Annotated in this window: 25 protein-coding genes; 3 read left to right on the top strand and 22 right to left on the bottom strand. The window is 36.4% G+C overall.

The genetic code is table 11. The annotated features are described in order from the left end of the window. Positions 1-26: 26 nt before the first annotated feature. The 8 genes from AABB81_RS03905 to AABB81_RS03940 all read right to left on the bottom strand — a co-directional run bounded on the left by AABB81_RS03905 (position 27) and on the right by AABB81_RS03940 (position 9,550). Entirely contained in the window at positions 27-1,457 is a 1,431-nt protein-coding gene (locus AABB81_RS03905; RefSeq protein WP_342158762.1) for an oligosaccharide flippase family protein, read from the bottom strand. Between the two features lie 430 nt (positions 1,458-1,887). Beyond that, positions 1,888-2,643, bottom strand: a complete 756-nt coding sequence (locus AABB81_RS03910) for a class I SAM-dependent methyltransferase (protein ID WP_342158764.1) — start codon at positions 2,641-2,643, stop codon at positions 1,888-1,890. A gap of 7 nt (positions 2,644-2,650) precedes the next feature. After that, on the bottom strand, positions 2,651-3,295 hold the full coding sequence (locus AABB81_RS03915) for a hypothetical protein (RefSeq protein ID WP_342158765.1): 645 nt from the start codon (positions 3,293-3,295) through the stop codon (positions 2,651-2,653). 742 nt (positions 3,296-4,037) lie between these two features. Then, the gene (locus AABB81_RS03920) at positions 4,038-5,360 is read right to left on the bottom strand and encodes a GntP family permease (RefSeq protein WP_342158766.1); all 1,323 of its coding nucleotides are present in this window, start codon (positions 5,358-5,360) and stop codon (positions 4,038-4,040) included. A gap of 128 nt (positions 5,361-5,488) precedes the next feature. Then, positions 5,489-6,622, bottom strand: a complete 1,134-nt coding sequence (locus AABB81_RS03925; RefSeq protein ID WP_342158768.1) for a glycerate kinase — start codon at positions 6,620-6,622, stop codon at positions 5,489-5,491. Positions 6,623-6,630: 8 nt separating this feature from the next. Continuing rightward, positions 6,631-7,308 carry a response regulator gene (locus tag AABB81_RS03930; RefSeq protein ID WP_342158769.1) on the bottom strand — a complete coding sequence of 226 codons (678 nt, stop codon included), beginning with the start codon at positions 7,306-7,308 and terminating at the stop codon, positions 6,631-6,633. Next, on the bottom strand, positions 7,274-9,343 hold the full coding sequence (locus AABB81_RS03935; RefSeq protein ID WP_342158770.1) for a tetratricopeptide repeat-containing sensor histidine kinase: 2,070 nt from the start codon (positions 9,341-9,343) through the stop codon (positions 7,274-7,276). Before AABB81_RS03935 ends, AABB81_RS03930 begins: the two co-directional genes overlap by 35 nt. A gap of 63 nt (positions 9,344-9,406) precedes the next feature. Further along, positions 9,407-9,550 (bottom strand): hypothetical protein, encoded by a 144-nt coding sequence (locus AABB81_RS03940; RefSeq protein WP_342158771.1) that lies wholly within the window; start codon positions 9,548-9,550, stop codon positions 9,407-9,409. 269 nt (positions 9,551-9,819) lie between these two features. On the opposite strand from AABB81_RS03940, the gene AABB81_RS03945 reads away from it, so the two are divergent. Continuing rightward, positions 9,820-10,485: a hypothetical protein gene (locus tag AABB81_RS03945; protein ID WP_342158772.1), complete on the top strand. Its 666-nt coding sequence runs from the start codon at positions 9,820-9,822 to the stop codon at positions 10,483-10,485. 162 nt (positions 10,486-10,647) lie between these two features. On the opposite strand, the gene AABB81_RS03950 is transcribed toward AABB81_RS03945, so the two are convergent. From AABB81_RS03950 to AABB81_RS03965, 4 genes are read right to left on the bottom strand one after another with little or no spacing between them, the layout of a single operon-like run. After that, complete coding sequence (locus tag AABB81_RS03950) at positions 10,648-11,754, bottom strand: DUF3419 family protein (RefSeq protein WP_342158773.1); 1,107 nt, start codon at positions 11,752-11,754, stop codon at positions 10,648-10,650. A 21-nt stretch (positions 11,755-11,775) separates the two neighbouring features. Next, positions 11,776-12,840 carry a hypothetical protein gene (locus tag AABB81_RS03955; protein WP_342158775.1) on the bottom strand — a complete coding sequence of 355 codons (1,065 nt, stop codon included), beginning with the start codon at positions 12,838-12,840 and terminating at the stop codon, positions 11,776-11,778. After that, positions 12,816-13,553: a long-chain fatty aldehyde decarbonylase gene (locus AABB81_RS03960; protein ID WP_342158776.1), complete on the bottom strand. Its 738-nt coding sequence runs from the start codon at positions 13,551-13,553 to the stop codon at positions 12,816-12,818. The genes AABB81_RS03955 and AABB81_RS03960 overlap by 25 nt, the downstream gene beginning before the upstream one ends. Positions 13,554-13,580: 27 nt before the next feature. Further along, a complete protein-coding gene (locus AABB81_RS03965) occupies positions 13,581-14,633 on the bottom strand; it encodes a GNAT family N-acetyltransferase (protein WP_342158778.1) in 1,053 nt (350 codons plus the stop codon). Positions 14,634-14,927: 294 nt separating this feature from the next. Between AABB81_RS03965 and AABB81_RS03970 the strand changes: the two genes are divergently transcribed. Continuing rightward, a complete protein-coding gene (locus AABB81_RS03970) occupies positions 14,928-16,301 on the top strand; it encodes an MBL fold metallo-hydrolase RNA specificity domain-containing protein (protein ID WP_342158780.1) in 1,374 nt (457 codons plus the stop codon). Between the two features lie 58 nt (positions 16,302-16,359). On the opposite strand, the gene AABB81_RS03975 is transcribed toward AABB81_RS03970, so the two are convergent. Further along, positions 16,360-17,613: an NAD(P)/FAD-dependent oxidoreductase gene (locus tag AABB81_RS03975; protein ID WP_342158781.1), complete on the bottom strand. Its 1,254-nt coding sequence runs from the start codon at positions 17,611-17,613 to the stop codon at positions 16,360-16,362. A gap of 125 nt (positions 17,614-17,738) precedes the next feature. On the opposite strand from AABB81_RS03975, the gene AABB81_RS03980 reads away from it, so the two are divergent. Next, positions 17,739-18,263: a glutathione peroxidase gene (locus AABB81_RS03980; protein ID WP_342158782.1), complete on the top strand. Its 525-nt coding sequence runs from the start codon at positions 17,739-17,741 to the stop codon at positions 18,261-18,263. 434 nt (positions 18,264-18,697) lie between these two features. Here AABB81_RS03980 and AABB81_RS03985 read toward each other — a convergent pair whose 3' ends face one another. The 9 genes from AABB81_RS03985 to AABB81_RS04025 all read right to left on the bottom strand — a co-directional run bounded on the left by AABB81_RS03985 (position 18,698) and on the right by AABB81_RS04025 (position 26,001). Further along, entirely contained in the window at positions 18,698-20,185 is a 1,488-nt protein-coding gene (locus AABB81_RS03985; RefSeq protein WP_342158783.1) for a cryptochrome/photolyase family protein, read from the bottom strand. 3 nt (positions 20,186-20,188) lie between these two features. Next, on the bottom strand, positions 20,189-20,317 hold the full coding sequence (locus AABB81_RS03990) for a DUF2256 domain-containing protein (RefSeq protein ID WP_342158785.1): 129 nt from the start codon (positions 20,315-20,317) through the stop codon (positions 20,189-20,191). A 36-nt stretch (positions 20,318-20,353) separates the two neighbouring features. Then, a complete protein-coding gene (locus AABB81_RS03995) occupies positions 20,354-21,520 on the bottom strand; it encodes an FAD-binding domain-containing protein (RefSeq protein WP_342158786.1) in 1,167 nt (388 codons plus the stop codon). Then, complete coding sequence (locus tag AABB81_RS04000; protein ID WP_425287323.1) at positions 21,472-21,759, bottom strand: TIGR03643 family protein; 288 nt, start codon at positions 21,757-21,759, stop codon at positions 21,472-21,474. Before AABB81_RS04000 ends, AABB81_RS03995 begins: the two co-directional genes overlap by 49 nt. Further along, on the bottom strand, positions 21,756-22,157 hold the full coding sequence (locus tag AABB81_RS04005; protein WP_342158787.1) for a DUF2452 domain-containing protein: 402 nt from the start codon (positions 22,155-22,157) through the stop codon (positions 21,756-21,758). Before AABB81_RS04005 ends, AABB81_RS04000 begins: the two co-directional genes overlap by 4 nt. Before the next feature lie 12 nt (positions 22,158-22,169). After that, entirely contained in the window at positions 22,170-22,334 is a 165-nt protein-coding gene (locus tag AABB81_RS04010) for a Lacal_2735 family protein (protein ID WP_342158789.1), read from the bottom strand. A gap of 173 nt (positions 22,335-22,507) precedes the next feature. After that, entirely contained in the window at positions 22,508-23,035 is a 528-nt protein-coding gene (locus AABB81_RS04015; protein WP_342158791.1) for a hypothetical protein, read from the bottom strand. A gap of 267 nt (positions 23,036-23,302) precedes the next feature. Next, positions 23,303-23,956: a fructose-6-phosphate aldolase gene (fsa, locus tag AABB81_RS04020; protein ID WP_342158793.1), complete on the bottom strand. Its 654-nt coding sequence runs from the start codon at positions 23,954-23,956 to the stop codon at positions 23,303-23,305. Further along, positions 23,953-26,001 (bottom strand): transketolase family protein, encoded by a 2,049-nt coding sequence (locus tag AABB81_RS04025; protein ID WP_342158794.1) that lies wholly within the window; start codon positions 25,999-26,001, stop codon positions 23,953-23,955. The genes fsa and AABB81_RS04025 overlap by 4 nt, the downstream gene beginning before the upstream one ends. Positions 26,002-26,533: the final 532 nt, after the last annotated feature.

Genomic DNA, 26,533 nt, shown 5'->3' on the forward strand with positions numbered 1-26,533 from the left:
ACTGTTGTTTAGGAAATTCTACATAATTATCGATTAAATACTTTATGTTTTTTCGAAATAATATTAATCATTACCTTTAAAAGTGAAAATGAATCTATAATTAAATGAATGGTTAGTAAAATTAAAATGAGGATCGTAAATCGATAATCTATATTTTTATATAAAAAAATCCAAAGTATTAGAGCAAAAAATATTTTTGGTAACCAAAATTTCAGGACAATACTTCTATTAATATTTAATGTCATAATAAACACATAAATCATGTTTATTGGCAAGACTAGTGTTATATAGCAAAGCGTATAATACTGAGCAATTGCAAGCATAGATATAGAACTTCCGTACAAAACACTCAATACAATTAAAGTAGCCGACAACAACCCCCATATCATGAATTCTTTATCTTTTCCATTCAAAAGTACCATATGACCAACCGTTGTTTGCAGTACTTGAAGAAATATCAAAATACCAAAATAGGGTAATATTTCACCCACTTGAGTCCATTGATTTCCATAAACAAAAGTAATTAATTCCGTTGGAAACAAAATAAAAATAAATACGAGAGGAACAGGAACGAAACTTAGAATCTTTAAAATATTCATATATTCTTTTTTCCAATTACCATCAATATTAATTTTTTCTTTCATTGATGGAAATAGAACAGACGAAAAAACCCCTCTAATTAAATTTAGTGGCAATTGCAATAGACCATAGGCCTTGGAATAAATCCCTAAACTCGATGTACCATAGATTTTCCCAATTAATAAGTTATCGAAATTACGAGACCAATAATTAACTACATTAAAAACAGTGACTCCTTTTAAAATTGACATATTCATTCTGAAAGATACAATAATCACTTTTTTATTTACAATACTTGGAATAAAACCAGAAAACTTGAAATAAAGAAATATTTTAAGAATATTACCAATCATCATAGGAATTAACAACGACCAATATTTAAAATCCATCAAGGCCAAAGCAATAACACATACCGCCGTAAAAATGCTTGCAGCCATTTCTATTTTACCTATCGTTGCAAATTGTAAGTTTTTCCTTAAAAGAGCGCTTGAAACAAGCGAAAAGTTTGATAAAGATGTGTTTAATCCTATGAATAGCACTATATTTATTAATCTGTCATCTTCATAAAAAATTGCTACTGGATATGCTAACAAACAAATTATTGCACCAACTAATATAGATAAACCAATAAGCAAATTGGATGTTCCATTCCAAAAAGAGTATTTGTAATCAGATCTTATTACCGCCATTGAAAGTCCATTATCCTTAAAAATTAGGAAAAAACCCGTTATTACAGTCACAATGGCTACAATACCAAAATCCTCCGGAGTCAACAATCTTGCTGTGATCATTGAAATGAAAAACAATATTAACGTGCTTGAATATTTGTATCCTCCAACAACAATTAAATTCCGGAGAAGTTTTTTATAGAAAGACATTTTTTCGCTTATTAAAAATTCCAATAATCCAGGCGTTTTTTACTTTATGCTAGATTTTTATTAATTTCCTCTTTCAAACTATCATAAATTTTTTGTTTATCTTTTTCCGAAATACTTGTCTTCTAATGATTTTTTTTATGACTTTTAAATATATATTCCCAATTTCAGAGAATCTCTCATAGAGATTGCATACCAGCTAGACTAATGACATAAATTTCTTGATTCATCGGTTCTTATATTTTCTTCATTATCGTGCTGAAAAAGTTTTTCTAGTTCTATCAATTAATTCATAAAAGGATTTTATGAATGATCTTGTAAATCATCTTGAATTAGAATAACATCTTAGGCCCACTCAAAATTTATCCCACTCAACATTTATTCCTGAAAAAACTGAACTCCATTATAAAAGAATATAATGACTTATAAGTCATTATATTCTTTTATAATATTCGTTTACTCTGTACTTATGTCCTTGAAAAAATGGTTGTGTTATAAAACCATCTCCTTTCACCAAAATAGAGTAAACTGTATAATTAAATAATTTACATTGAAGTCTTTCTTGCCAGCTTAAAGAAATTTTATACTCTTTTTCTCTAAATGTATCATCAAGAAATATAACATATTCTTCCGAAAGTAAGTTGTTGTTGGTTAAAAAAGGGATAGCACCGTCACGAGCTGTTTTATCTACTGTTGTACTTGGAGCATCCACTAAAACAAGATCAAATTGATAATTCTTTCTGCATAAAAATTCCGAAACAATTTTATCATCATACCAATAGCCATAATTTCCTTCCTTTAAGGATGCTGTTTTAAATGTAACAAGGTGTTCACATTCAATTTTTTTTAAATTTTCCTTTATTACTTGTTGCCATTTTTCATCTTCATCCAAAGATAATAATGTAGAGTCTAAATTATTATCTTTAATCACTTTCGCAAGATATAAAGTTGAAATTCCAGAACCTATCTCTAAAATTTGAGATCTATCGTTTATGATAATCTCATTGATCACATGCAGCAAAGTCGTCGGAGACAATGAATAACTGGATTTAGGAAAGAATCCTAAATTTATTTTTGATAATTCTATTGAAGCAATAGAATCATCTAACTTTAACAGTTCCAAAAATTGATTTTTCTTAGAATCTCTCAACATGTTTATAAGTTTCCTAAAAGGGTCTAAAACATTCATAAAATTTTTATTTTTTTATTTTCAAAAATTTAAAGATCGAATTCAAATTACTATTCCGTCTCGAAATTTTATTCTTATTGAGAACAACATTTTCATTCTCTGTTGAAAGTGAAGGGTTATATTTTACATTGAACTCATCTAATGCTTTATTTATATCTCCTTTGGCTCCAATTGAATTCCAGAAAAATTCAAAGTCCTCTTTTATAGTTGATACATTAATCTCTAACACTTTTGATTTATCTTTTAGAAATAACCCAATATTGGCATTTGTAATATTAACATAATCCTTACATACATTTAATTTTTCTCTCTTTGTTAAATTTTCGATTTGTAAGAAATTAATTGCGTATGCATATGCTTTTATGATACTGTGCTTGTTTTGCCATCTTTTATTGAAACTCGAGGCTGTTTCACTACTATTACGGAGCAAATGTACATAAAAAGCACTGTTGCCATATTTTTGATCTAAGGACCCTAAAAAAAATGAAAGCCTATTATCAACTTCAATATGATTATCAGGATAATTTAATCTTTCATGGCTGATTTTGTCTCTTAAACTTTCATGTCCAAAAGAATAATTTTCAATATGACTGCATGCTTTTGAAAATGTAGTTGAAGCAGTTCTTCCTGTAGATAGTACAAAAATATTCATTCTTTAAAGATAATTATAGTTTATAAATATACTTTGGTATAATGGATCCCATTTACTCAAATTCAATTCTACGGATTGTATATAGTATATTTTTAATCCTGGAAGCTAACTTTTATTGTATACAAAAAATCACAGCTCCGCCCTTATCACTCCCATTTCCACTTATGGGAAATGGCAAAATCATTGATCAAAATGACCGTGAGTGATTTTAGAAATCTATTTAGAAAATGGCTTTAAGCCAAATTCAGACTTCTTTTTTTAAGCAGAAACCTTTCTGTTTTTTTCAACCCCCAAATATAATTTATTAATACAGTTATAAGGCTTAAAACGGCTGAATTTTATCAAGAAATTATCACGGCATTAACAATCGTGTATTCAAGGCATTAGTTATAGTATAGACAGATAGAGCGCTGATTTATATAGATAAATGCAGAAGTGAGAAGGTAGAAGTGAGAAGTAAAGTTCAAGAGAGATTAAAAAAATCCCTAATAATTGAATCTAAAATCCCGAACTCTTAATTCTAAGGCCCAAAATTGACATTCTAAGGACTCCCATAATTATTCGCTTATATTACTATTTTATATTGTAACGGCAACAGTAGAATCGCTATTTAATAAATAAGTTCAACCACTTCTGCCTTCTCCCTTCTCACCTGCCTGCCGGCAGGCAGGCTTCTCACTTCTCACTTCTCACTTCTTACTTCACACTTCTACCTTCTCCCTTCTCCCTTCTCACTTCTCCCCTACAACAAAACCACTCCCAACCCTAAAACTATCAACACCCCAACAAGCCCCTGCAACAACGTGGCCACAGTCTGACTTTTAAGCGCAGTTTTGGTATCCATTTCGGTAAACTGAGCTACCACCCAGAAAAAACTGTCATTGATATGAGAAACGGTCATGGCTCCTGCCCCGATGGAGAGCACAGCAAGAGCCCTTCCCATAGCAGAATCCAATCCAAAACTCTCAAGTACTGGGGCAACTATTGCGGCAGTGGTGATGATGGCAACCGTCGAAGAACCTTGTGCCGTTTTTAAAACCGCTGCAATGATAAAAGGCAATAGCAAACCAAGTTCCATGTCTGAAAAACTCTCCCCAATAAAATCTCCTATTCCGGTTGCTCTCAAAATGGCCCCAAAAGCACCCCCTGCCCCTGTGATCAAGATGATGACCCCGGCCTGTTTGAGACCTTCACCTACCCAATGCGTATGGGTATCCTGAATCTTTTTATCCTTTAATTGAAAAGCCAAAGCAACTCCAATAAACAAAGCAATCATCGGATTACCTATAAAATGGAGGAAATCGGCAAAATTACCTTCACCAAAAGGAAACGTAGGATACGTTGCGATAGAATTTAAAGCAATGAGAAGTATAGGCACCAGGATCGGTGCAAATGACATGCTGGTTTTCGGGAGCCTGGCAGTAATTGTCTTGTCCGTTTGTGTATCTTCAACAGGCTTGCCAATTTTATTTCCAATGAATCTCCCCCAGAACATCCCGGTCAAAGCCACGGGGACCGCCACCACAAAACCCAGCATGATCACCAATCCTATGTCGGCGTCTAAAGCTGCCGCAGCTGCTAGCGGGCCTGGAGTTGGAGGGATAAAAACATGGGTCGCATATAAACCCGCAGCCAGGGAAACCCCTAAAACAACCAATGGGATTTTCGATCTTTTACTAATGGCCTTCATCAGGGAAGACAAAATGATAAAACCCGAATCACAATAAACCGGTATGGAAACAATAAAGCCCGTTAGGTTCATCGCCAGGGGAGCGTTTTTCTTACCAACAAGTTTGATCACCCAATTCGCCAGGGCCATGGCCCCGCCACTTCTTTCAAGATAGACCCCGATGATGGTCCCAAAAGCAATAATAATGCCTATGCTACCCAGCGTCTTACCAAAACCATTCATTAGGGTTTGGGTTACTTCAGCTTCATCTAATCCCCCAACGAAACCCATGACGATCCCGGCAAAAAGTAAACTTAAAAATGGATGGATATTGAATTTCGAGGAGGCAACGATCATCAAAATCACAACAATAACAAGGGAAATTAGAATCAGCATGGGGTGAAGGGTTAAGTTTTAAGGATTAAGGACTAGGTATTAAGTTTTTGGTAATCGATTTATATCATTCCTGCATTGTAGCATTTCAGCATTGTAGCATTGTAGCATTTCAGCATTAAAGCATTTCATCACATATCCTCCTGCAACCTCAAGGCAAAATCTTTGGCCATTTTACTCAAATACACCCTTCCATTTTCCATGGCGTCTTCCAAATTCATGGCTTCGAGCATTACAGATGACGAATATCTAATCCCCATCGTAGAAAGGGCATCCTGAGGCAAGGTGATCCTACCACAAAAAGCAGCGACAGGTATGTTTTGCAATTGTGCTGCTTCCACTACCCCTTTCACCGCTTTACCCAATAAGGTTTGGAAATCCAGTTTTCCTTCTCCTGTAATCAGCCAGTCAGCACCAGCTATCCTTTTGTCAAATTGAATCATTTTCTTGATCAATTCGATCCCGGATTTCAATTCTCCATTTAAAAAATAAATTGCCCCGGCTCCCATTCCTCCCGCTGCCCCGGTTCCGTAAATATCGTGTATATCCTGATTAAAAACCTTTATAAGTAACTTGCTAAAATCCTGAAGCCCCTGATCAAGGAAAGCTATTTCTTTCTCCGATGCTCCTTTTTGAGGGCCGTATATATAAGCCGCCCCTTCTTCTCCATAAAGGGGGTTGATAACGTCACAGGCCACTTCAAAATCTATTTGCATGATCCGCGGATCAACATTCTCGGTTCGGATCTCTTTGACCAGGGATAAATTTTTCCCGATGGGTTTTACTTCCTTACCATCTGCGTCTAAAAACTGATAGCCCAAGGCGGCAGCCATACCCATTCCACAGTCGTTGGTTGCACTTCCGCCAATGCCTAATATGATCCGTTCTGCTCCCGCATCCATTGCAGCGGTAATCAACTCTCCGGTTCCATAAGTAGTCGTATTCATACAGTTCTGGTCTTCTTTTGCCAACAACCTTAAGCCGGAAGCTTCGGCCATTTCTACAAAAGCTATTTTATAATCCTCATTATACAAATAAGATGCCTGTATTTTTCTAAATAAGGGGTCGTTGACCACTATCGTTTTTTTGCCATGAGGTACCTGAGTCTCAAGCGCAGCAAGTGTGCCGTCTCCCCCATCCGCGACAGGTGCTTCTATGATCTCCACATCGGGCAATACTTCCCAGATGGCTTCTTTGACCACCCAGCAAAACTCTATCCCCGTAAGGGAACCCCTGAATTTATCCGGTGCAATGATTATTTTCATGATCTTATTTAAATAAAACCTAATTCTCTGGCTTTCATGATCAGGGCTTTGTCACCCTGGTCCTCAACGTCAAATACTTCTTTTAAGATTCTTTTTCTTTTTTCGATGCCTGCTATAGACAAAGGTACAATCTTTGGAAGATCTTTCATCCTGGTACCAAGGGATAATTCATATAAAATTTGCCGATCAATCTTATCAATTTTGATTTCTGTAAACATTTGCTTCCTGTGCAGGCTGGAAACCGTATTGCTGTAATGAACACCTCCCTGCATGATTTTTTGGATGGCATTGACCAATTCTTTGGTGTCAAGATCATTTTTAATGAGAAAACCTTCTGGGTTCAAGCTTTTAAAAATATTCTGAATACGGTAATTGTCATTAAATGTTGTTGCCACTATAATTTTAGCGAGAGGGTGGTTCTTCCTGATCATCTCGCCAAGATCCTCACCTGATAGTACTTTTCTGTCTTTTGAAGAAGGTAAGCGTATATCTAGAAAAACCAAATCCCAGCCTCCTTCGATCAATGTATTTTTAATCTTCTCTCTAGCCGTATCACAATCTCCTGCTGATTCAATTCTCATGTTCAATTGTTCGTTCTCAGTCATCACTTCCTGCAAAGCTTTTATATACTGCTCGCAAATCAAAGGATGATCATCTATGATCAGTACTTTTTGTTGTTGCTTCATGGTATAAGGTTTTGGTTGGTATACTTACTATAATTTTGGTTCCTTTGTGAACAGATGAATTGATACTGATATCAGCTCCAATGCTTTTTGCCCTGGACTTCATGTTTTTCAGGCCAATTCCTTTACTTTTTGTATTAGTATCAAAACCTTTGCCGTCGTCAACAAAAAACAATTCCACCACTTTGTTCTTTCTCTTTAAGCTTACCTTTACATTTTTGCATTCTGCATATTTAATGATATTATGGATGACCTCTTGGGCCGTTCTGTATAAATTGATCTTTATTTTTTCGTCAACCAGATTCCAGGCTATTGAGCTGTCTCCTTCAAATTCATACCTAAATCTTCCAATGCCGCTTTGCTCTTCCAGCAGCTCCGACAGTAATTTTGGAAAATCTTTTTTAGAAGACAATGTATCATTTTTCAGGTCATGCGATAAACTTCTGATTTCCTTTTCCACTGATTGTAACTCCTGTAAAAATTCATCGTAGCGTTTTGATTCGTCTTTGTTTCCGGCAACCTTTAAAAATCCCAAACCGATTCGTACTGAAAATAACCTGGCCAATGCCCCGTCATGTAAATCTTCAGAAATCCTTATCCTTTCCTGAATCCTTCCCATTTCTTCACGGTTTTGTTGTTTTAGCATTAAATCATAGATCTCTTCATTGGCATCTTGCTGTTGCCGCTCCAGTATCAAAGCTCGGTTCCTTGATCTTTGGCGGTACCAAAAAAATAGCAAACTTAAACTTGCCAAAGCCAGGATACTCGTTAGTGAGATCCATATATTCTGCTTTTTGAGCTCCTCATTGGCGGCGATATAGCCATCCGTTTCGAACTGAATACGGGTGAATTTGTCCCTCACCTTTCTTTCTTCCGTTAACAGGCTATCATTCAAGTATATATAATCATTCATATACCTTGTCGCATGAGACGGATCCGCTTTAGACAAAAGCACAAGGCTTGATAAAATATCCCGGTTTAAACCTAAATTAACTGCGATGTCATGAGCTTGTTCCACATGTTTTAAGGCAGTTACACTGTCTTGATGTTTAAGATAGTATTCTGCTAAATGTAATTCACTTATAACAACCCCAGCTTCATTCCCCAAAGAATCACGAAGAGCCTTAGCTGTTTGAAAATCTTGCAAAACATACTGATCATCACCCATAAGAAATCTGCTATAAGCTTGATTATCTATTAGTTTTGTGTAAAGATCAGTATGCTTCGATTTAAGATATCGATTTTCCAAAGCTCTGTCCAATGTTTCAATTGATTTTTTGTAATTTTTTTGTTTTTGGTAAACAAGACTGAGGTTGTTGAGTAGACTCTCTTTTTGAACTCCTTTTAAATTTGTCTTATTCAAATAATCAATGGCAACGTTATAATGATTCAATGCCGATTCGAAACTTCCAATTTCCTTATCCAAAAGTAGAAGACGATTATAACATAAATATAAATTACGATTTCTATTTAACTTTTTAAAGCCTTCAATAGCTGAAATTACAAAGATTTCGCTTTGAATATAATTTCTAACTCTGAATTGTATAAATGACATATTATACTCCATTTTTGAGCTATAATATTCATGTTTTAAGGATTTATATATTCTCTGCGCCTGAGAGTATTCATAGAATGCACTATCCAATACTTCATTAGTACTAAATAAATTCCCCTTATTCCAATGATACTCAGCAATCGCCTGAATATCATTCTTTTTTATAGCAAATTGAAAAACAAGATCATTAGTCAAGGAAAACAAAGAATCTTCATTTAAATCATAATATATGTCCGTAATTTTTAATAATTTTTTGATCTTGGAAGAATCGTTCTTTTCTTGAAGTACTAGATTCCTTGCATCTGACAAATTTCGGAGTCGGTTATCTTTCATTAAATTGACATCCTTTGCAGAATTAATCAATTGATCAACCTCGTCAACTACTCCAATTTCTTTATCATTTGATTCAGTTTGATCATTTTTGCATGAAAAAAAGAAAATTACAAGAAAAACTAATAAAAAATTATAGAATTTGTATTTCATGTTTGCGGTTATGATCAGTAATTGGCTATTTCTAGATAATCATGAATTAGTCCATATCTATGCTCAATCTCTTTTACTATCCAACTCTTGATCGCCTGTGTTAAACTCTTCTTGATAAACCTTAGCTTCTACATCCTCATCTTCGGTACATTGGACACTCGTAAAAAGCAATGCTAAAAGCACAAATAAAAGACCTGTTTTTTTCATTGTTATCTGATTTAGAGCTTAAAAGATACTAAAAGATCATAAAATGGTCAATACTGCCATCAAATTTCTATTTCATACTGAGCAAAGATCTTTGTACATCAATTAAGAATAAACCCTACTATGAGTAAGGAAAACCAAACTTATAGCAAGGTATTTCTTTAGAACCTGACTCCTGATAAATAGTCCTTACTCATAGTAGGGTTTTTCCTTACTCAAATCTTTTTTAAAGTAATTAACTTCACATTTTCAGCTACTTACCTATATAATATATGGAAATAAAAAGATTCAGAAACAAATACAACTTAGAGCTCATTCCCACTTCCCATGAGAATATCATCCTGGGTAATCTGGTTTGGGATCCGATTATAGGCAAACCTAAATTTGAGCATCCCGGGATGTCTGAACATATTTACAATGCTTTTCTTGATGCCGGAATCATTTCCCGGGAAAACTGGTTAAAAGGAATCAGGGACCTTAATAAGGAAAAAATCAAATATGCACATCTCGCCGACAGGGTCATCAATATGGAAGTCAATGTTGTCTCCACCCTCCAAAACCCTGTAATCAATGAACTGGAAGAGCGCTTTGAACTCAAAAACATCAGTAAATTCCATTTTGGCCATTTACAGGTCAAAACTATGTCAAATCTCAACAGGGTTCGTATTGATAACCATTTGGAAGTATTAAAAAAAGACAATTGGAAAACCTATGACGGAAAAATCAGGCGGGTCTATATGATCACTGAACTGTATTATGGCAGTATCCAATTAATTCTGAACAAAGAATTTAAAACAGAACTCGAAGGCAGCCTGGATCAGGCAAAGCTAAACGTATTGGAAACAGTTGAATTTGACAAATCCATTGAATACACCTTTGATCACAATAAAGTACCCTTTGCCATGAGGCTTGAAAAGGTGAGGCAGTTTCAAGGGTAAGGGAGAAGGGTGAAGGGAGAAGTGAGAAGTTTTGCTCCACATTATCAGTCCGACTAAACATTCACGCATTCTTGAATTCTTGAATTCATGCATTAGCTTCACTGAATCTTTGATTTCGAGCATTCTTTCATTCAAGCATTGCAACATTAAAACAAATGAAAACTACTTTTCAATGCTATATGCAGCAACCTTGCCATAAACAAATGAACGATCGTTTTCCTGCAAAAACTCGCTCAATTCTTTGTTTTTTACGATTCGCTCTTTAAGATTCTCCGGTACTTCCCTGGGAATCATTAGATTTCTAAAAATTACTCTAGCATCTGGCTTTGCAGTTCTATAAACCGCATTAAAAAGCCTGTTCGTTTCATCTTCGCTCATTAATTCACAAATATTGGAAAGCGCAAAGCAGTCAATACTCGCATCATCAATAGTATCTATCCAGCCCTGTGCATCGGAGGTAACTACTTCAATATTGTCTATTCTCGATTTAATGACTTTATAATGCTCTCTTTTTAAATAATCAGGAACTTCGTCTGTATTTGCATAGAGCCCTTTTACATACAGAGAGAGAAAATAGTTGCCTTTTATGGGTAAGTTTCTAAATGCCTTTCGCGCGCGTTTATAGAAACTTTCAGCAAATGAGGCGCTTCCGTCATCAAAATGAAAATAGTCAGATGAAAGACCCTTTCTTGCCAAAATGTGTTTGTTGAATAAAATTTTATAGATAGCTTTATACTGCCTCGTATCCCAAACTTCATCATAAAAGGCTTCCTGCTCTTTAATGTCTTTTGGCTTAAACAATCCATCGATCCTGGCCTGGCCTTGTATTAATTTCAGGAACCTACCGGCAAATTTTACAAATCGATCATATTTTCCATTCATAATAAATCCATTTTCAAGCAGGCCCTTTTTACTTTCCCAAAACGAAAGGGATTCCTCACTAAGCTGTGGCTTTATTTTTTCAAATAATTCAAGCCTGTTTTGACAATCCACCAAACCCGAAAACCCAATAAAATCCTCATATTCTAAAGATTTAATCGCAGCCATTTTTAATGCCAACAAAAAGGATTGTGCAGCATTGATATCGATAGCATAAATCTTAGCGGGGTTAAATTGTAAAAAACCCAATACATTGCAGGCCCCTGAAGTAATGGCAACAAGAACTTCATCCTTTTTAATTTTCAGTGCTTTATGGTCACATTCGGGGTCTTCCCAGCTTTGCGTGAACACCAATTTGGAAAGTTGCACCTGGTCTTTATTTTTTTTCATGATATCATTTTTTAGTCTTGATTACAACAGGCCCTTTGAATTATAAAAGGGCGCAAGTTCGATCCCGTGTTTTCTGCTCCAATGGTACATCTTATCTATTTTTTCTTTGGTAATATTTCCTCTTCCTGTTGAATAATTTTCCATGATCCCCTCGAAAGCCATAAGAATAACTTCAATGATGCATCCATGCCCCAAAAAAGGAGCCGGGTAATAATAAAAATGAGCAGTATAATCTGGAATAAAGGTATAGCCATTTGTGAGCTGTCCCATTCCTCCGTGAAAAAGAAAAACATCTGTGTGTTGTTCCAGTTTGTCTTCTAAATTTTTTGGATAGCCAGCATCACATATAATAGCTGCTTTTTTCAAATTACTGATTTTTATGCCCTGTGAACTTGCAACACTTATAATAATATCAGCTTCTGCTGCCAAATCATCCAAATCGATAGAATATTTTATATCATAGCCTTCACGCTTTAGCTGATCAGCATAATTTTCAAGACGAATTCTGTTTCTTGCACATAGTAACAATTGCTTTACAGTACCTTTTAAATAATTGCTACATGCCATACCAATATCTCCTGTGGCGCCTATAATAAGAACCTTGCATTCGTTTAAAACCAATTGGTGTTCTTTAGCTGCCTTTTCAACACCTTTTAATACATAAGATGTGGTTAATGTGTTTCCGGTGGTAAGCACCATGTTATAACTTTCGAAATCCTTAAAATTGCCTTCTAACAGAATAGAAGTAAACCCGCCTAAAATAACCATTTTGGCTTTCAATGTATGCGCTGCTTCAATGGCATTCTTTACCTTTTGGATGTTACTCCGAAGATGTTGGGCCTCAAGTTGGTCAGGCTCTATAAAAGTTTCGATATAAACACCGTTTATTTCCTTTCCTGTAGGAGATTTTACACGCATTTTAAAAATCCCTCTTGGGGGAATATACCCATAGATACCCTTGATTTTTTCAATTGACAATTCCTCGAGATCAGTCGTTCTCATCGCATTGATAAAGGATTGGATATTCGGCCAGTTATCCTGATGACCTATCACTGCAAAATCTAAGCTGGTAGTTTGGCTATCCATACAATTGATTTTTCTCCGGGAATTCCTATGGTGTCAAGAGCTTTGGCATACAAAGCCAGGGCATTACCTCTTAAGCTATTAGCTTCCAATCCAACGTGATGTAAAGAATTTTTCATGCATTCTCCATTACATACTCCACAATGGCCGCTTAAGTCTGTCGTGGCGGAAAATTCAGATAAAATTGTCATACAGTTAAAATGAATTTCTTCAAATTTGGCTGTAAATTCATCCGGGTTTTTGCGCATTTCTGCCTGTAATAATTCAATTGAATGCTCCATATGCTCTTTTTCTTCTTCTGCGATTGATAAAAAAAGGTCTTTGGATTCACCCCCTAAAGCATTTCCTGCATCTTGATACATAGAAATCGCAAATGCTTCCAGCATTACTTCCTGAATAATGATACAAGCTATAAAATCATTCTTTTCGGCATATTGAAGAAATTGAGTCCGTACTCTTCGCCAATATTCACCCTTAAGGTTAATCGTAATGTTCAGCCCTGCTTTTTTTGCATAGGCCAAAAAGCCTTCCGCATGTGATCGCTCACTATTTGCGTGTTCCACGGCTTCCATTTTTTCATAGGGATCATCAACAGTATCCGCCAAAGAAGCAAAATTGCTCATTCCTATCAGCTCTCCTGTAATCGCCTGAGAATAAATATCAGAAATGACATTAAATACCTCGATACTTTTAAATGTTTGATTAAGTGTTTTCATGTTTCTTTGGTTTTAGAGATGAATATATTAAACTGTTGAAAAATCTTTAAATGGAACCCCTTTTTTAATCAACTGCATTAATCCCTGACTGTTTTTTAAGCTAACAAGCATGCCAACCGAGTAAAATGTAATTTTAAAAAATCCTGGTAAGTATTTTGCTAAAGGATCATTTTCATGTAATCCAAAAGAAACAAAGGCATATGTTTTTTTATAAACTTCATGCTTTGCTCTATAAATAAGTTCTTTGATCAAATCTGCATCGTAACTCGAAACCGCCAAATATTTCAAATAGAGCATCTTGATGGGTTCATTTTGTTTTGGAAGTTTTGTCGTTTCGGTCAATGGACGAATTGTATTGATAGCCGAAATGAAAAGCTTCAAGTACCAGGGCATTTTAAGAACCAGATGTTGTTTCATATTTGAAGTATCCAATAAACACATGACTGCTATAATAGCTTCATTAGACCGGACACAGAAAATTGAAGTTTCTTTTAAATGATCTTTTGATATGACGTTTGCCAATTCATGTTTGCTGTAAAATTCATTCAGGAAATCCAGTATTTCAACTGTCGCTGTAGTAACTTCAATATTGTATTTTTTATGTTCTCCTTTCTTTTTCGCGCCTATAAATTGAACTATTTTAAAGGTTCCAATAGTGTCAAAGTCAGGATAATTCCTCCTTTCACTGAAGAAAACAAAGGGTCTCTTATTTCCTTTTGCCACATTTAAAAAAGCGAAATCTGCATTTTCAGATTCCAAATATTTAGTTACCTCATTGGTGAGCTGCAAACCTATTCCCTGATTTCGATGCGTTTTAGCTACTTTAAAATCACTGATATAATAAAGCGGATAAATCCCTTTTTGTATATAAACATCCTCTTGCGTAACACAAATAGATCCTACTATATTTTTATGCTCCTCGGCAATATACACTTTGCTCTTACCCCTTAATTCGACCAAATTAAAGAACGAAGGGTCCCTGTCTGTTCGAAGTCCTATGGTACCAGCCATGTCTGCGTCATTGGTAAGCCTCAAAAGCTGAGCATTATCTTCGAGAGTTGCGATGCGATACTTTATCATTATAATTGGTTTATTCTTATCGATTCGGATGTCACTGCGCAACAAAGAACCATAACATAAAGTTAAATCAAATCTAAATTTTATGGCTAAAAACATGTCCTAAAATATTCTTATCGTAAGAATTGGGACATATTTAAGGGTCATGTATTCTTAAGGTAGTCGAATTGACTTTTGAATTCCCTCATTATCGCATTCAAGCATTCCTGCATTCAAGCATTAAAACAAACCCAAAACTCTAGCTATTTGAAGGTTAATTGCTTAACTTAGTGTAATACTTTTTTAAGCCTGTTGATCATGGAGACAGAAAAAATAAATATCCACTTTTTAGGGGCTGCCGGAACCGTGACCGGTTCAAAATATCTTTTGGAAACTACCGACAAAAAAATTTTAATAGACTGCGGGCTTTTTCAGGGACTCAAGGAACTCCGTTTAAAGAACTGGGAATATCCCCCGGTAAAAGCGTCTGATATTGACGCTGTCCTGTTAACCCATGGACACCTTGATCACACCGGATATTTACCGAGATTGGTAAAACAGGGGTTTAATGGTTCAATCTATGGAACCAATCCAACCTTAGACATTGCTGCGATCATATTGAATGACAGTGCCAGGATTCAGGAACAGGAAGCAGAACGTGCCAACAAAGAAGGGTATTCTAAACATCATCCTGCCAAACCTTTATACGATTTGGCTGATGTTGAAATTACGCTTCCACATTTCAAAAGGATTCCGCCGGCAAGGTGGATTTCACTTTATGAAGGGATGAAAGTGAGGTTTTCTTATAATGGCCATATCCTGGGAGCCACTTTCATAGAATTAGAGGTAAACGGCAAACGATTTGTTTTCTCCGGGGATATTGGCAGGACAAATGACCTTCTTTTATATCCACCATTAAAACCAAAAAAAGCCGATATACTTTTTATTGAATCTACCTACGGGGGCAGGATTCATCCTGATGAATCAGAGGCTATCCCTGTCATAGAAAAACTTGTGAATGAAACTGTTGCAAAAGGCGGCAGTTTATTTATTCCCAGTTTTTCTGTTGAACGGGCCCAATTGCTGATGTTGATTTTTTACAGGTTGATCAAGGAAAACAGAATACCAAGAATTCCAATGATTATGGATAGTCCCATGGGATCGGATGTATTAGAGCTGTTTCATCGTACAAGGGACTGGCACAGGTTAGGCGAGATCGAGTGCTTTGAAATGTGTTCAAAATTTTCAGTGGTTCAGAGTTTTCGCGAAACATTGCTTATCCGCGAGAATAGGGATCCTAAAATTGTCATTGCAGGGAGCGGTATGCTTACAGGAGGCAGGATCTTAAATTACTTGGAAGTGCAAGCCGAAAACCCAATAAACACCCTTCTTTTTGTAGGTTATCAGGCTGAAGGCACACGCGGGCGAAAATTACTTGATGGTGAAAAAGGATTTAAGGCCTATGGAAAATGGGTTCCTTTTAATATGCGAATAGAGGTGATTGAAGGGCTTTCAGCCCATGCCGATCACACTGAACTTTTAGATTGGTTAAAGGAACTTAAGAATAAGCCTGACCGGATTTTTATTGTTCACGGAGAAAGAGAAGCCACGGAAGCTCTGCAACTTGGCATCAAAGAAACCTTTAACTGGGAGGCTGAACTACCTGAATTGTACAGCATTAAAACGGTATAACTCTCAATGCTATAAAGCAAATACAGACGGGATGAATTTTTTTGTTTAACAGAGTCAATTATTGACGGACACTGTTTAACGTTTGAATCACACCGAGAGCAGCTCTTTCCCCTGCAATCATGGCAGCATTGAGTGAGCCATTTAGTTGCGTATCGCCGGCGAGAAAAATAGTGCTTGTTAAACGCGTTTCAGAAGGAAGCATTTCATACTGTACATGATCAAGCCTGGGCAAGGCCCTTGAAATCTTGAATTGCTTTAAAAATATACAGGAATCAATGTCGCAAAACTGCTGTAATTCCTTTCGAACCCGAGCAATAAGCTCAGTATCAGATAAGTCGTGATTTTTGACTATAGTTACCGATAGGAGTTCTTTTTCAGGTGTTTGACCGGTTTCCAGGCTCGTATGGTAAAATATATTATTGATAAGTGCATCAGTATCTGCTATAAGGCCAATTAATGGTTTCTTTATGATCCTCTTGCTTGTTTCAAAATATAACGTATCGCAAGATTTCCATGCGATGGCTTGTTTGCTTAAATTTTGAATAAGCCCGCTTGCTTCTGTTGCTACAATGGTAAAATCCGTTTTAAGTTTTTCACCGTTTTTAAGTGTTATTTCCTGATCCTTGACTGAAGCCACCGGTGAATTAAATTTAAAAATGGTAGTCTTTAAATTTTGAGCAAGTTGTTTTGGAATGGCTTCAATCCCCGTTTTTGGAAGTGCTGCATAACCCTCCCCAAACATTTTATACACGAACTCAAACATTCTGCTCGATGTCTCGAGATCGGGTTCTAAAAAGATGCCGCTAAAAAAGGGTTTGAAAAATTGTTGAATCATTTCGTCCGAAAAGCCAACATCCTGCAGGTAAGCCAGGGTCGTTTTCTCCTTTTCAGAGAAAATGTCAGATAAGGCTTTGTTTTTTAACCTCTTATTGAGTTTCAGTATATTCAGTTTGTCTTCCAAAGTTCCAATTCCTGAAAACAGGGTTGAAAACAGCAAAGAAAAATCTCTCAACGGATCTCCAATGACAGTCTGTTTGCCCGATTTAAAAATCGCGGCACCTGGCACAAACCTTTGCAAGTCCAGGGCCTTAAAATCCAAGTACTTTTGTGCTGCAGGATATGCTGTTAAAAGTACTTGAAAGCCATGGTCCAATTGATAACCATTGATCAGATCAGTTTTAACGCGCCCTCCCACTCTGTCAGAAGCTTCTATAACAACAGGCAAATACCCATGATCTTCTAGAACTTTTGCGGCAATTAAACCACTGATACCAGCACCGATGATATGTATTTTATGATCCTCTGTATTCATAAGCACCAATTTAAGCAAAAGATATTTTTTTGTCGTTAATGTAAGGGTTTAAATTTTTGTTTAATAATATTATTTTAAAATTGAACAAAAATTAGATATCTTTACCAAAGTTAAAAAACAAAGACATGAAAACAATTGATAAAGCCAAAATAGTAACGCGTAAATCGAATGATACAAAAAAACCATCAGTTTATGATATTGCTATCAATTCTTTACAAGGACAACCGATCTCTTTACATGAATTTCAAGGAAAGAAAATACTTTTTGTCAATGTTGCTTCAGAATGTGGATTTACAAAACAATATAAAGACCTCCAGGCTTTAAATGATCAATATCAAAACAGTTTAGTAATTATTGGATCACCATGTAACCAATTTGGCAAACAAGAGCCTGGTGATGCTTTGCAGATTCAAAACTTTTGTGAGTTGAATTTTGGTGTTAAATTTTTACTCACTGAAAAGATTGATGTTAAAGGTAGTAAGCAGCATAATTTATATAAATGGCTTACAAACAGAAGCTTAAATAATGAAAAGAATTCAAGTGTTAAATGGAATTTTCAAAAATATTTAGTTGATGAAAAAGGACGTTTAATTGATTATTATTTTTCAATTACGAATCCTATGAGCTCCAAAATAACTAAGCATCTGTAATGTCTATAACGATTCTGCGACTTTTAATCGATTTTGGATTAGTTGTGTTGATTTGGATTGTCCAACGCATTGTATATCCTAGTTTTCTTTATTATAAGCCTAATGATCTAATCAAGTGGCACAGAGCATATACTTCTCGTTTTACTTTTATAGTGATGCCACTGATGCTTGGTCAATTAGGTATTTCTATTTATCAACTGATCATTAAAATTGATCTTTATACAGTGTTGAGCTTGATTATTATAATTCTGATATGGGTATCTACTTTCCTGCAGTTTGTACCTATTCATACTGAAATTCACAAAGGGAAAGTCAGTCAAAAATTGTTGGATACACTAATAAAAAAGAATTGGATCAGAACTTTTCTGTGGACGGTATTATTTCTGTATAGTATGCTTGTCACTTATATATAATATGAATGCTTCAGCTTTTTTTTACGGCTCACTTAGGGTTGTCAAGTATAATTCTCCATTTTTAAGATGCTTTTGACGTTTCTCATCAGGCATTTTGTCAAACATGCGCACCAGCATACCCAACCTCGGGTTTTGCATAAAAAAATCCCGGTGTACATGCATAAACCGCCAAAACAATCCATCCCATACAGCCTGCCATTCTCCTTTCTTAAAATTACTCATTTTCATTACATAATTGCTACCACTGATGTATGGCTTGGAAGCCATTAATCCGCCATCGGCGTATTGGCTCATCCCATAGACGTTAGGAACCATCACCCAGTCATAGGCATCAATAAACAACTCCATAAACCAGCGATAAACTTCGTCAGGATCAAACTCACACAGCATCATGAAATTACCTAATACCATCAACCGTTCAATATGATGACAATATCCTGTTTTCAATACCTTCTTAATGGTGATATCGACAGGATCTATCCCTGTTGTACCGTTATAAAAAGAAGCCGGGATTTTCTTTGAAAAACGCCAAAAGTTCCCGGTGCGCTGGTCTGACCCCCTTGTAGTGTACATACCTCTTATAAATTCCCGCCACCCAATTATCTGCCTTACGAAACCTTCGGTTGAATTAATAGGAACATCGTGCTTTTCTGCATAAACCAAACAACGATCAACAATTTCCTGAGGTGTTATTAGGCCTGTATTTAACATGGGTGTTAAAACGCTGTGATGTAAAAATGAATTTTCTGCAAGTATCGCATCTTCATAAGGGCCAAACTCCATAAACCTGTGCTCAAAAAACTGATCCAGCCATTGATCCGTTGTTTGGTGATCAGTCGGGTATAAAGGGTTGTCCGTAAGGTTGCCCAAATGCTGAGAAAAGTGGGCTTGAACATAGTCTCCTGCTTCTTCATAACAGGCGTCAGTATCCGGAAACTGAATATGAGGTGGATTTTTTTTTGCCGGATACTTTTTGCGGTTGTCACTATCATAAGTCCATTTTCCGCCCGCAGGATTTCCTTCTGAGGATAACAAAATATTGCGTTTCTTTCTTTCTTCTATATAAAAACCAGTCTGATGGTATTTTTTTTTATCGCTTCTAAAAAAATGCAACAAATCATCATTTGAATTGAGAAACATGGGGGAACTCAATTTTTCAATAAGGATATCATGTGCTGAGCATGAGGCTTCTGTCCTCTTCTCCAGCCAGCAATCTGTGGGGTCTATATAGCTGATTTTTTGAATTTCCTGCTGCTTCAATTCGGCAATAAGCATCCTGATATCTGATCTTTGTTCTATAGCTTCAACATAGCATACTTCAAAACCCATAGACCCTAAATAACTTTCATAAGATTTCATAGAAGCCCTGTGAAATGCTATTTTTTGCTTGTGAAAAGGGTATTGTTTAAAAAATAAAAACTCCTCTATCAGGTAGACTATAGCCTGGTTATGTATCCAGGATGGATCCCGAAACAGCTGATGAGGAAATATAAGGTGGGCTGTTTTCATTGCTTATTTATTTCTTCGGCATCGCTCGCTGCAATACCTTACTTCCTCCCAATTTGATGCCCATTTTTTGCGCCATGTAAAAGGACGCTCACAGACGATGCAAATTTTTTCAGGAAGGTGTTGTTTTTTCATTTTCGTGTATTCCTTTTATTATTCAGGAGTAATCGCTTAAGCATACAGTTGTTTTTTACATTGCTTCCAAAAAGAAAAAAACGACGGATAGTAACCCTGCACGGGAAACATCCAGTCTCTTTGTTCTTCGACGCCTTGATAATGCTTGTTTAAAGGATGTTCCTTAAAATAAATATTTTTTACGTGATGATATGTTGTTAACTCTTTAAATTCTCCCACGAAGATTTGAATATGATCCACATTCAAACTAAGGTTGAACATAAAATCAATGCTCTTGGCAGATACCGGGTATTCCTTAAAATGAGATGGTTCTAAAAGCAAAATTCTGTTTACCGATTCATCTTTCTTCCAGGCCGGATCCAAATTATAGAAATTATAGATGCAAGTCGGAAGATTATGATCTATGCTGATCTTATTCTTTTCGGGTAAAGGCGTACTTAAAGATAAGTCTACTGTTTCCTTCAAAGTTTCCGGTATGCTCAATTGTGAAAAGGCCTCATAGGGTAAGTCGAGGAAAGTATTTTTTTGATTGGTAAAACAATACTTGTTTATATTCTCCTGATTGGCATAATATTTTTTGTGGCTATTCGCTCCGGCAACCCACTGCCAACTCAAGGCATTGCTTGCCCAGTCTGCATCAAGCAGGTGATAATACATCCATTTTGCAGGAACCTTCCAATGGCTTTGGGCCACATTACAGGCCAGGGATGCTATATACATTCTTAAATGATTGTGCACATAACCACTTTTATAAAAGTCCCTGATGGCCTTATCTATAGCCTCTATACCCGTCTGGGCATCTATAATCCCTTTTGAAACATAGTGATTGGCTACCGGGCCTTGTTTGTTTTTAAGATCTGTATTTATGGTGTCTCCCTTCGCTTTCCATATTTGCTGCCAGTAATCGCGCCAGGCCAGTTCCTGTATGAATTTTTCAATATTGACTGGTTCATATCCCTTTTTCAATAACTGAGAAAGAACAAACTGAGTTGAAATCAGGCCTCTTGAAATATAGGGAGACAGATAAGAAACAGACCCATTAAGGTAATTCCTGTCACTGCCGTACTTCACAGGATCAATTTGATCTAAACGTTGAAGCACTTCATCAAGTGATGTGGGAAACCATGTTAAGTCATTTTTTAAAAGCATACCATTTATCTCTTGCTGATCTTGTTCCCTGATATCGCTTTTTGCCTGGAACATTTAAAGCGAGTCATCTCAGGATTTCGCTTTTTTAAATGCTTTTGGCTTACCCCGCTATTTACGCGTTTTCTCCAACGCTTAAAGCTGCTTTCTTTGAGGGTTGCCCTCATGAACTTAATGACCTCCTTTTCGGGCAGGCCAAATTGAAATAGTAATGCTTCAAAAGGCGTACGGTCTTCCCAGGCCATTTCTATGATACGGTCTAATTGTCTTGGACTGAATTCTTTGGCGCTCATCATACCTTTTCCCAAATTTGATCGGCATTCAAATAGAAACTTCCAACAGCGTCAAAATTGCATTCGTGTGGTGCTATAATAGATAGAAACGTTTCTCCGTTCTCTCTTTTGTACAAATGATAAACATCGCCGATAACCGGTTCAAAAGTAAATTTTGCATTGAAAATAAGCTTGTTATATTCAAACTCCTCCATCATTTGCTCATAGGCTGCCTTCAATTCTAAATACTTGGCCCGAACTTTATGGTTTACGTTACTGATGCTCCTGTTCTTCCAGGCAATCGTGTCGGTCGTTGTAATAACAGGTGCTCCAACAGCTGTCGCATACGGCTTTATAGCCGCATCATATTGTTGCGTTTCAGGGTTAAACACTACATTGTCAGGTTTCTTTTCCTCTGTCATTTTTTGGTACGTTTAGCTCAATTTTTCAAGCTGATCCATGATTTGGTTCGCTTCGAATGTTTTTTGATCACTCATCTTCCTGTTCGTGCCAGACAGCTGATAGGCTTCTTTTGACAGTTTTTCATACTGTTCCTGTAATTTTTCCTTCTCCGTTTTCTTTTTAAATAATCCAAACATAATGCTTCCTCTTTTTTAATTTCTAAAAGTTTATTTCAAATGCCTTTAACATAGCATATGGATACAAAGATACAATAATGTTTAACTTTTTTTAATATTTGTTAAACATTTTGTGTTGGAGATTCAATTTTATTAAATTTAAATCTGAAAATTATACATAAGAGTATCTAGAATCAACTGCGTTCCATGATCATTTCCAAAATGCCTAAATCCTCAATGCCATTATCATCAAAGTCGAACTCGACCTGACCTCTTAAGGTAAGGATGTTATTCACTAAAGAGATAAAAAAGGAAACCTCTTCGGGGTCATCATCAAACCTCAAAGCCAGCCATTGTCCATCAAACCCTAACTTACCGGTAGAAACTTCATCAGGTTCTCCTGGATATTTCCAGGTAAATGTAAAATTTCCATTAGGTTGAATAACCAATGTTACTGTGGCTCCATCAGCCAACAGGTCTATATTTTCCGGAGCACTAAAAGAGGCACTTGTAGCTATCCAGCTCCCTGCAATATCCGAAATGGTGAGGTTTGTGCCGGTATTTGAGAAACCGTCATCATCATCATCGCCGCAAGAAGCAAATGTTACCAGTAGCGCGATGACCGCTGTTAATAAAAAGAGGAATTTATTCTTTCCAATATAATTTTTAAAAAAATAGAACTTGCCAGCAGGCAACGGAGAATTTATATCGCTGAGTCTCATAACAGTGAATTTTAAAATTACGAGTTAATTTCGCTATTTTATGTATTATTCACACTGACAGCAATCAATGAATCCCTTGATTCAGGTCATTCCAAACCATCATGCAATTATTTATGAATTTGCAAAGCTGAACCCCTGAGTCTAAGCTATAAAATAAGGTTATACAATGAGTTGATCAGAAGACTTATATCAACCGCAATGAACAATAAACTGGTGTCTGAAAATCACTTCAGACACCAGCGTATTTATAAGTGATGAAGATGTACATTAATTGCCTTTATTGAAATCGGCTAAAAACTGTGCCAAACCAATGTCGGTCAAAGGGTGTTTTAACAAACCTTTTATGGCAGACAAAGGACCCGTCATCACATCTGCCCCTATCTTGGCGCAATCAATAATGTGCATTGTATGCCGCACTGAAGCTGCTAAAATTTGTGTTTCAAACCCATAGTTGTCATAAATTTGCCTAATTTCGGAAATCAAGCCTAAACCATCTGTCGAAACATCATCTAACCTGCCAATAAAAGGTGACATATACGTCGCTCCGGCCTTAGCCGCCAACAATGCCTGGCCCGCAGAAAACACAAGTGTTACATTGGTTTTGATTCCTTTATCCGAAAAGAATTTACAGGCTTTGATACCATCGGCAATCAAAGGTAATTTTACCACAATCTGAGGATGAAGGGCAGATAATGCCTCGCCTTCTTTAACCATGCCCTCAAAATCTGTAGCTATAACTTCTGCAGAAACATCGCCTTCAACAATATTGCATATATCGACGTAATGTTTTAAAATGTTTTCTGCTCCTGTTATACCCTCCTTTGCCATCAATGACGGGTTGGTGGTAACACCATCCAACACCCCTAAAGCCTGTGCTTCTGCTATATCGTCAAGATTTGCCGTATCTATAAAAAATTTCATTTATCTGTTTTTATTGTTTTTAAATATGCCAATACTTCTTTGCTTACTTTTTCTCCGGTAAAACCTAATTTATCATCAAGTACTTTTGCCGGAGCAGAATACCCGAAATGATCCAATCCAAATACCTTTCCATTCGCTCCAACCAGTCCTTCCAAATTAACCGGTAATCCAGCTGTTAACCCAAAGAGTGGTATATTATTAGGGATAATACTATCCTGATACGCTTTAGTTTGCTGTCTAAACAAACCTTCGGAAATCACTGAAGCAATATTCACTTTTATATTTTCCTCGGCTTCCAGTATCTCAGCAGCTTCCATCAAAGTGGTCACTTCAGAACCATTGGCAATCAATACCACATCCGGGTTCTCAACTTCTTTAACCAAATAACCTCCTTTTTCTGCTCCTAAAGCTTCTTTATATCTCGAAACTTCAGCAGCCGGTAAATCTTTGACTCCTTGTCTGGAGAGAATTAAACCCGTTGGAGAATTTGTATTTTCAAGAGCCATTTTCCAGGCCACACTGGTTTCTGCAGAATCCGCAGGACGCAAGGCCAGGAAACTCTGGTTACCACTGTGATTTTTTAATTTTTCCAACAAACGAATTTGCGCTTCCTGTTCTACCGGTTGGTGGGTTGGTCCGTCTTCCCCTACTCTAAAAGCATCATGCGTCCAAACAAACTTTACAGCTAATTCCTGAATGCCGCTTAAGCGAATAGCGGGTTTCATATAATCCGAGAACACAAAAAACGTTGCTACGACCGGAATTATTCCACCGTGCAAGGCCATCCCGTTTGCGACACATGCCATGGTCAATTCGGCAACACCTGCCTGTAAAAAAGATCCGCTAAAATCACCCTTTTTAAGTGCATGGGTTTTCTTTAAAAAGCCATCTGTTTTATCACTGTTTGACAAATCTGCAGATGACACGATCATGTTCTCGACATTTTCAGCCAAATAACCCAAGACACCTGAAGACGCAGCCCTTGTTGCCAATCCTGCTTTATGGCTTATTAATTCAAAATCCAGTTCAGGAAGTTCTCCCGACAAGAAGGAATCCAATTTATTGGATAAGGCTTCATTGTCTTTTCTCCAGGCACTTATAAGTGCTTTCTTTTTGGTGGCCTGAGCCGTTTTTTCTTTGATTATATTTGTATAAAATGTATTGACATCATCAAAAATATCAAAAGGTTTTTCAGGACTTGCTCCTAAATTCAATAAGGTCTTTTCATAATCCGCCCCCGTGTGTCCAATGGGTTGGCCATGCAATTCACAATGGCCTTCAAACGCACTCCCGTCAGCAGCAACCGCTCCTTTACCGATAACTGTTTTACCAATAATCAGGGTGGGTCTTTCTGTTTCGTTATTGGCATCGGTTAAGGCCTTTCTTATCTCATCGTGGTTATGTCCGTCAATAGTTATGACTTTCCACCCCCATGCTTTGTATTTCATGGCAGTGTCTTCTGAAGTTACTTCATCTGTTGACGTAGACAACTGTATATCATTAGAATCAAAAAACATGATAAAATTACTTAATCCCAAATGACCGGCAATTCTGCCCGCTCCCTGCGATATCTCTTCCTGAACGCCACCATCAGATATAAAACCATAAATTTTATGATTCATCCAATCGCCAAATCTGGCTTGTAAAAACTTAGCAGCTATGGCCGCACCAACTCCCATGGTATGGCCCTGGCCAAGAGGTCCGGAAGTGTTTTCTATTCCTCTGGCAACATCAACCTCCGGATGACCAGGGGTATTTGATTTCCACTGCCTGAAATTGGCAATATCGTCTTTTGAATAATTTCCTAAAAGATAGTATTGTGCATACATTAAACTCGACAAATGACCTGCATCCATAAAAAAACGATCCCTGAAGGCCCATGTCATGTCTGAAGGATCGTAATTAAAAAATTCTGAATAGAGAATGTGCATAAAATCCGCCCCGCCCATAGGGCCACCCGGATGTCCTGAATTTGCTTTTTCCACCATGGCTACTGCCAATGCTCTGATGTTATCTGCCGACTGTTGATCTATCTTTTTGTTCATTGTTTTTTTTTTAAGGGGATAAAGATCTAATTTTATTCTTTATTAGCACAAAGATTTTGAATTTCTTCCAAAGTTTTTCTTTTTTTTTTCAGGAGCAGATTTCCATAAAAAATTGAATCCAATGCATCAGAAAAAATACCCCCTGAACAATCATAAGAAACTATTGCATAAGTTTGTTCTGTATAAATATCGCTTGATTTTATTTTTTTCTATTCCATTATGTTTAGCCTGGTTTGAATGTAAAACAAATCAGCCATAGAAATGTCTGTACAGGTTTTACATTAAAAACTGAAGAAATAAAAGGTAAATACAGCATAAAAAAGAGCAACATGTAAAATTTTTTAAAAAAATATTGCAAACTGACCTGGGTCATTGTTCAATTCTGATACATCACTTAATTTTACACCATAATCTTTAAAAGTTCTTTGATTCAATTGTTTTTTAAAAACATAAAAATATTGGTCTGCCTTGCTGAAAAATGCTGCAGATCATGAAGGTTTTAGGATGTTGTAAAGCTGATGACAGTTTTAGT

This window comes from Lutimonas vermicola (assembly GCF_038433205.1).
Taxonomy (GTDB): Bacteria; Bacteroidota; Bacteroidia; order Flavobacteriales; family Flavobacteriaceae; genus Lutimonas; species Lutimonas vermicola.

What these genes read in the sequence shown, in the direction of transcription:
- AABB81_RS03950 (WP_342158773.1), bottom strand. Translation starts at nt 11,754, where the DNA reads ATGAAAAAAAATAAAGACCAGGTGCAACTTTCCAAATTGGTGTTCACG.
- AABB81_RS03970 (WP_342158780.1), top strand. Translation starts at nt 14,928, where the DNA reads ATGGAGACAGAAAAAATAAATATCCACTTTTTAGGGGCTGCCGGAACC.
- AABB81_RS03905 (WP_342158762.1), bottom strand. Translation starts at nt 1,457, where the DNA reads ATGTCTTTCTATAAAAAACTTCTCCGGAATTTAATTGTTGTTGGAGGA.
- AABB81_RS03945 (WP_342158772.1), top strand. Translation starts at nt 9,820, where the DNA reads ATGGAAATAAAAAGATTCAGAAACAAATACAACTTAGAGCTCATTCCC.
- AABB81_RS03915 (WP_342158765.1), bottom strand. Translation starts at nt 3,295, where the DNA reads ATGAATATTTTTGTACTATCTACAGGAAGAACTGCTTCAACTACATTT.
- AABB81_RS03925 (WP_342158768.1), bottom strand. Translation starts at nt 6,622, where the DNA reads ATGAAAATAATCATTGCACCGGATAAATTCAGGGGTTCCCTTACGGGG.
- fsa (WP_342158793.1), bottom strand. Translation starts at nt 23,956, where the DNA reads ATGAAATTTTTTATAGATACGGCAAATCTTGACGATATAGCAGAAGCA.
- AABB81_RS03990 (WP_342158785.1), bottom strand. Translation starts at nt 20,317, where the DNA reads ATGAAAAAACAACACCTTCCTGAAAAAATTTGCATCGTCTGTGAGCGT.
- AABB81_RS03930 (WP_342158769.1), bottom strand. Translation starts at nt 7,308, where the DNA reads ATGAAGCAACAACAAAAAGTACTGATCATAGATGATCATCCTTTGATT.
- AABB81_RS03960 (WP_342158776.1), bottom strand. Translation starts at nt 13,553, where the DNA reads ATGAAAACACTTAATCAAACATTTAAAAGTATCGAGGTATTTAATGTC.
- AABB81_RS03920 (WP_342158766.1), bottom strand. Translation starts at nt 5,360, where the DNA reads ATGCTGATTCTAATTTCCCTTGTTATTGTTGTGATTTTGATGATCGTT.
- AABB81_RS03910 (WP_342158764.1), bottom strand. Translation starts at nt 2,643, where the DNA reads ATGAATGTTTTAGACCCTTTTAGGAAACTTATAAACATGTTGAGAGAT.
- AABB81_RS03980 (WP_342158782.1), top strand. Translation starts at nt 17,739, where the DNA reads ATGAAAACAATTGATAAAGCCAAAATAGTAACGCGTAAATCGAATGAT.
- AABB81_RS03965 (WP_342158778.1), bottom strand. Translation starts at nt 14,633, where the DNA reads ATGATAAAGTATCGCATCGCAACTCTCGAAGATAATGCTCAGCTTTTG.
- AABB81_RS04015 (WP_342158791.1), bottom strand. Translation starts at nt 23,035, where the DNA reads ATGAGACTCAGCGATATAAATTCTCCGTTGCCTGCTGGCAAGTTCTAT.
- AABB81_RS04010 (WP_342158789.1), bottom strand. Translation starts at nt 22,334, where the DNA reads ATGTTTGGATTATTTAAAAAGAAAACGGAGAAGGAAAAATTACAGGAA.
- AABB81_RS03940 (WP_342158771.1), bottom strand. Translation starts at nt 9,550, where the DNA reads ATGAAAAAAACAGGTCTTTTATTTGTGCTTTTAGCATTGCTTTTTACG.
- AABB81_RS04005 (WP_342158787.1), bottom strand. Translation starts at nt 22,157, where the DNA reads ATGACAGAGGAAAAGAAACCTGACAATGTAGTGTTTAACCCTGAAACG.
- AABB81_RS03955 (WP_342158775.1), bottom strand. Translation starts at nt 12,840, where the DNA reads ATGGATAGCCAAACTACCAGCTTAGATTTTGCAGTGATAGGTCATCAG.
- AABB81_RS03985 (WP_342158783.1), bottom strand. Translation starts at nt 20,185, where the DNA reads ATGAAAACAGCCCACCTTATATTTCCTCATCAGCTGTTTCGGGATCCA.
- AABB81_RS03975 (WP_342158781.1), bottom strand. Translation starts at nt 17,613, where the DNA reads ATGAATACAGAGGATCATAAAATACATATCATCGGTGCTGGTATCAGT.
- AABB81_RS04000 (WP_425287323.1), bottom strand. Translation starts at nt 21,759, where the DNA reads ATGATGAGCGCCAAAGAATTCAGTCCAAGACAATTAGACCGTATCATA.
- AABB81_RS03995 (WP_342158786.1), bottom strand. Translation starts at nt 21,520, where the DNA reads ATGTTCCAGGCAAAAAGCGATATCAGGGAACAAGATCAGCAAGAGATA.
- AABB81_RS03935 (WP_342158770.1), bottom strand. Translation starts at nt 9,343, where the DNA reads ATGAAATACAAATTCTATAATTTTTTATTAGTTTTTCTTGTAATTTTC.
- AABB81_RS04025 (WP_342158794.1), bottom strand. Translation starts at nt 26,001, where the DNA reads ATGAACAAAAAGATAGATCAACAGTCGGCAGATAACATCAGAGCATTG.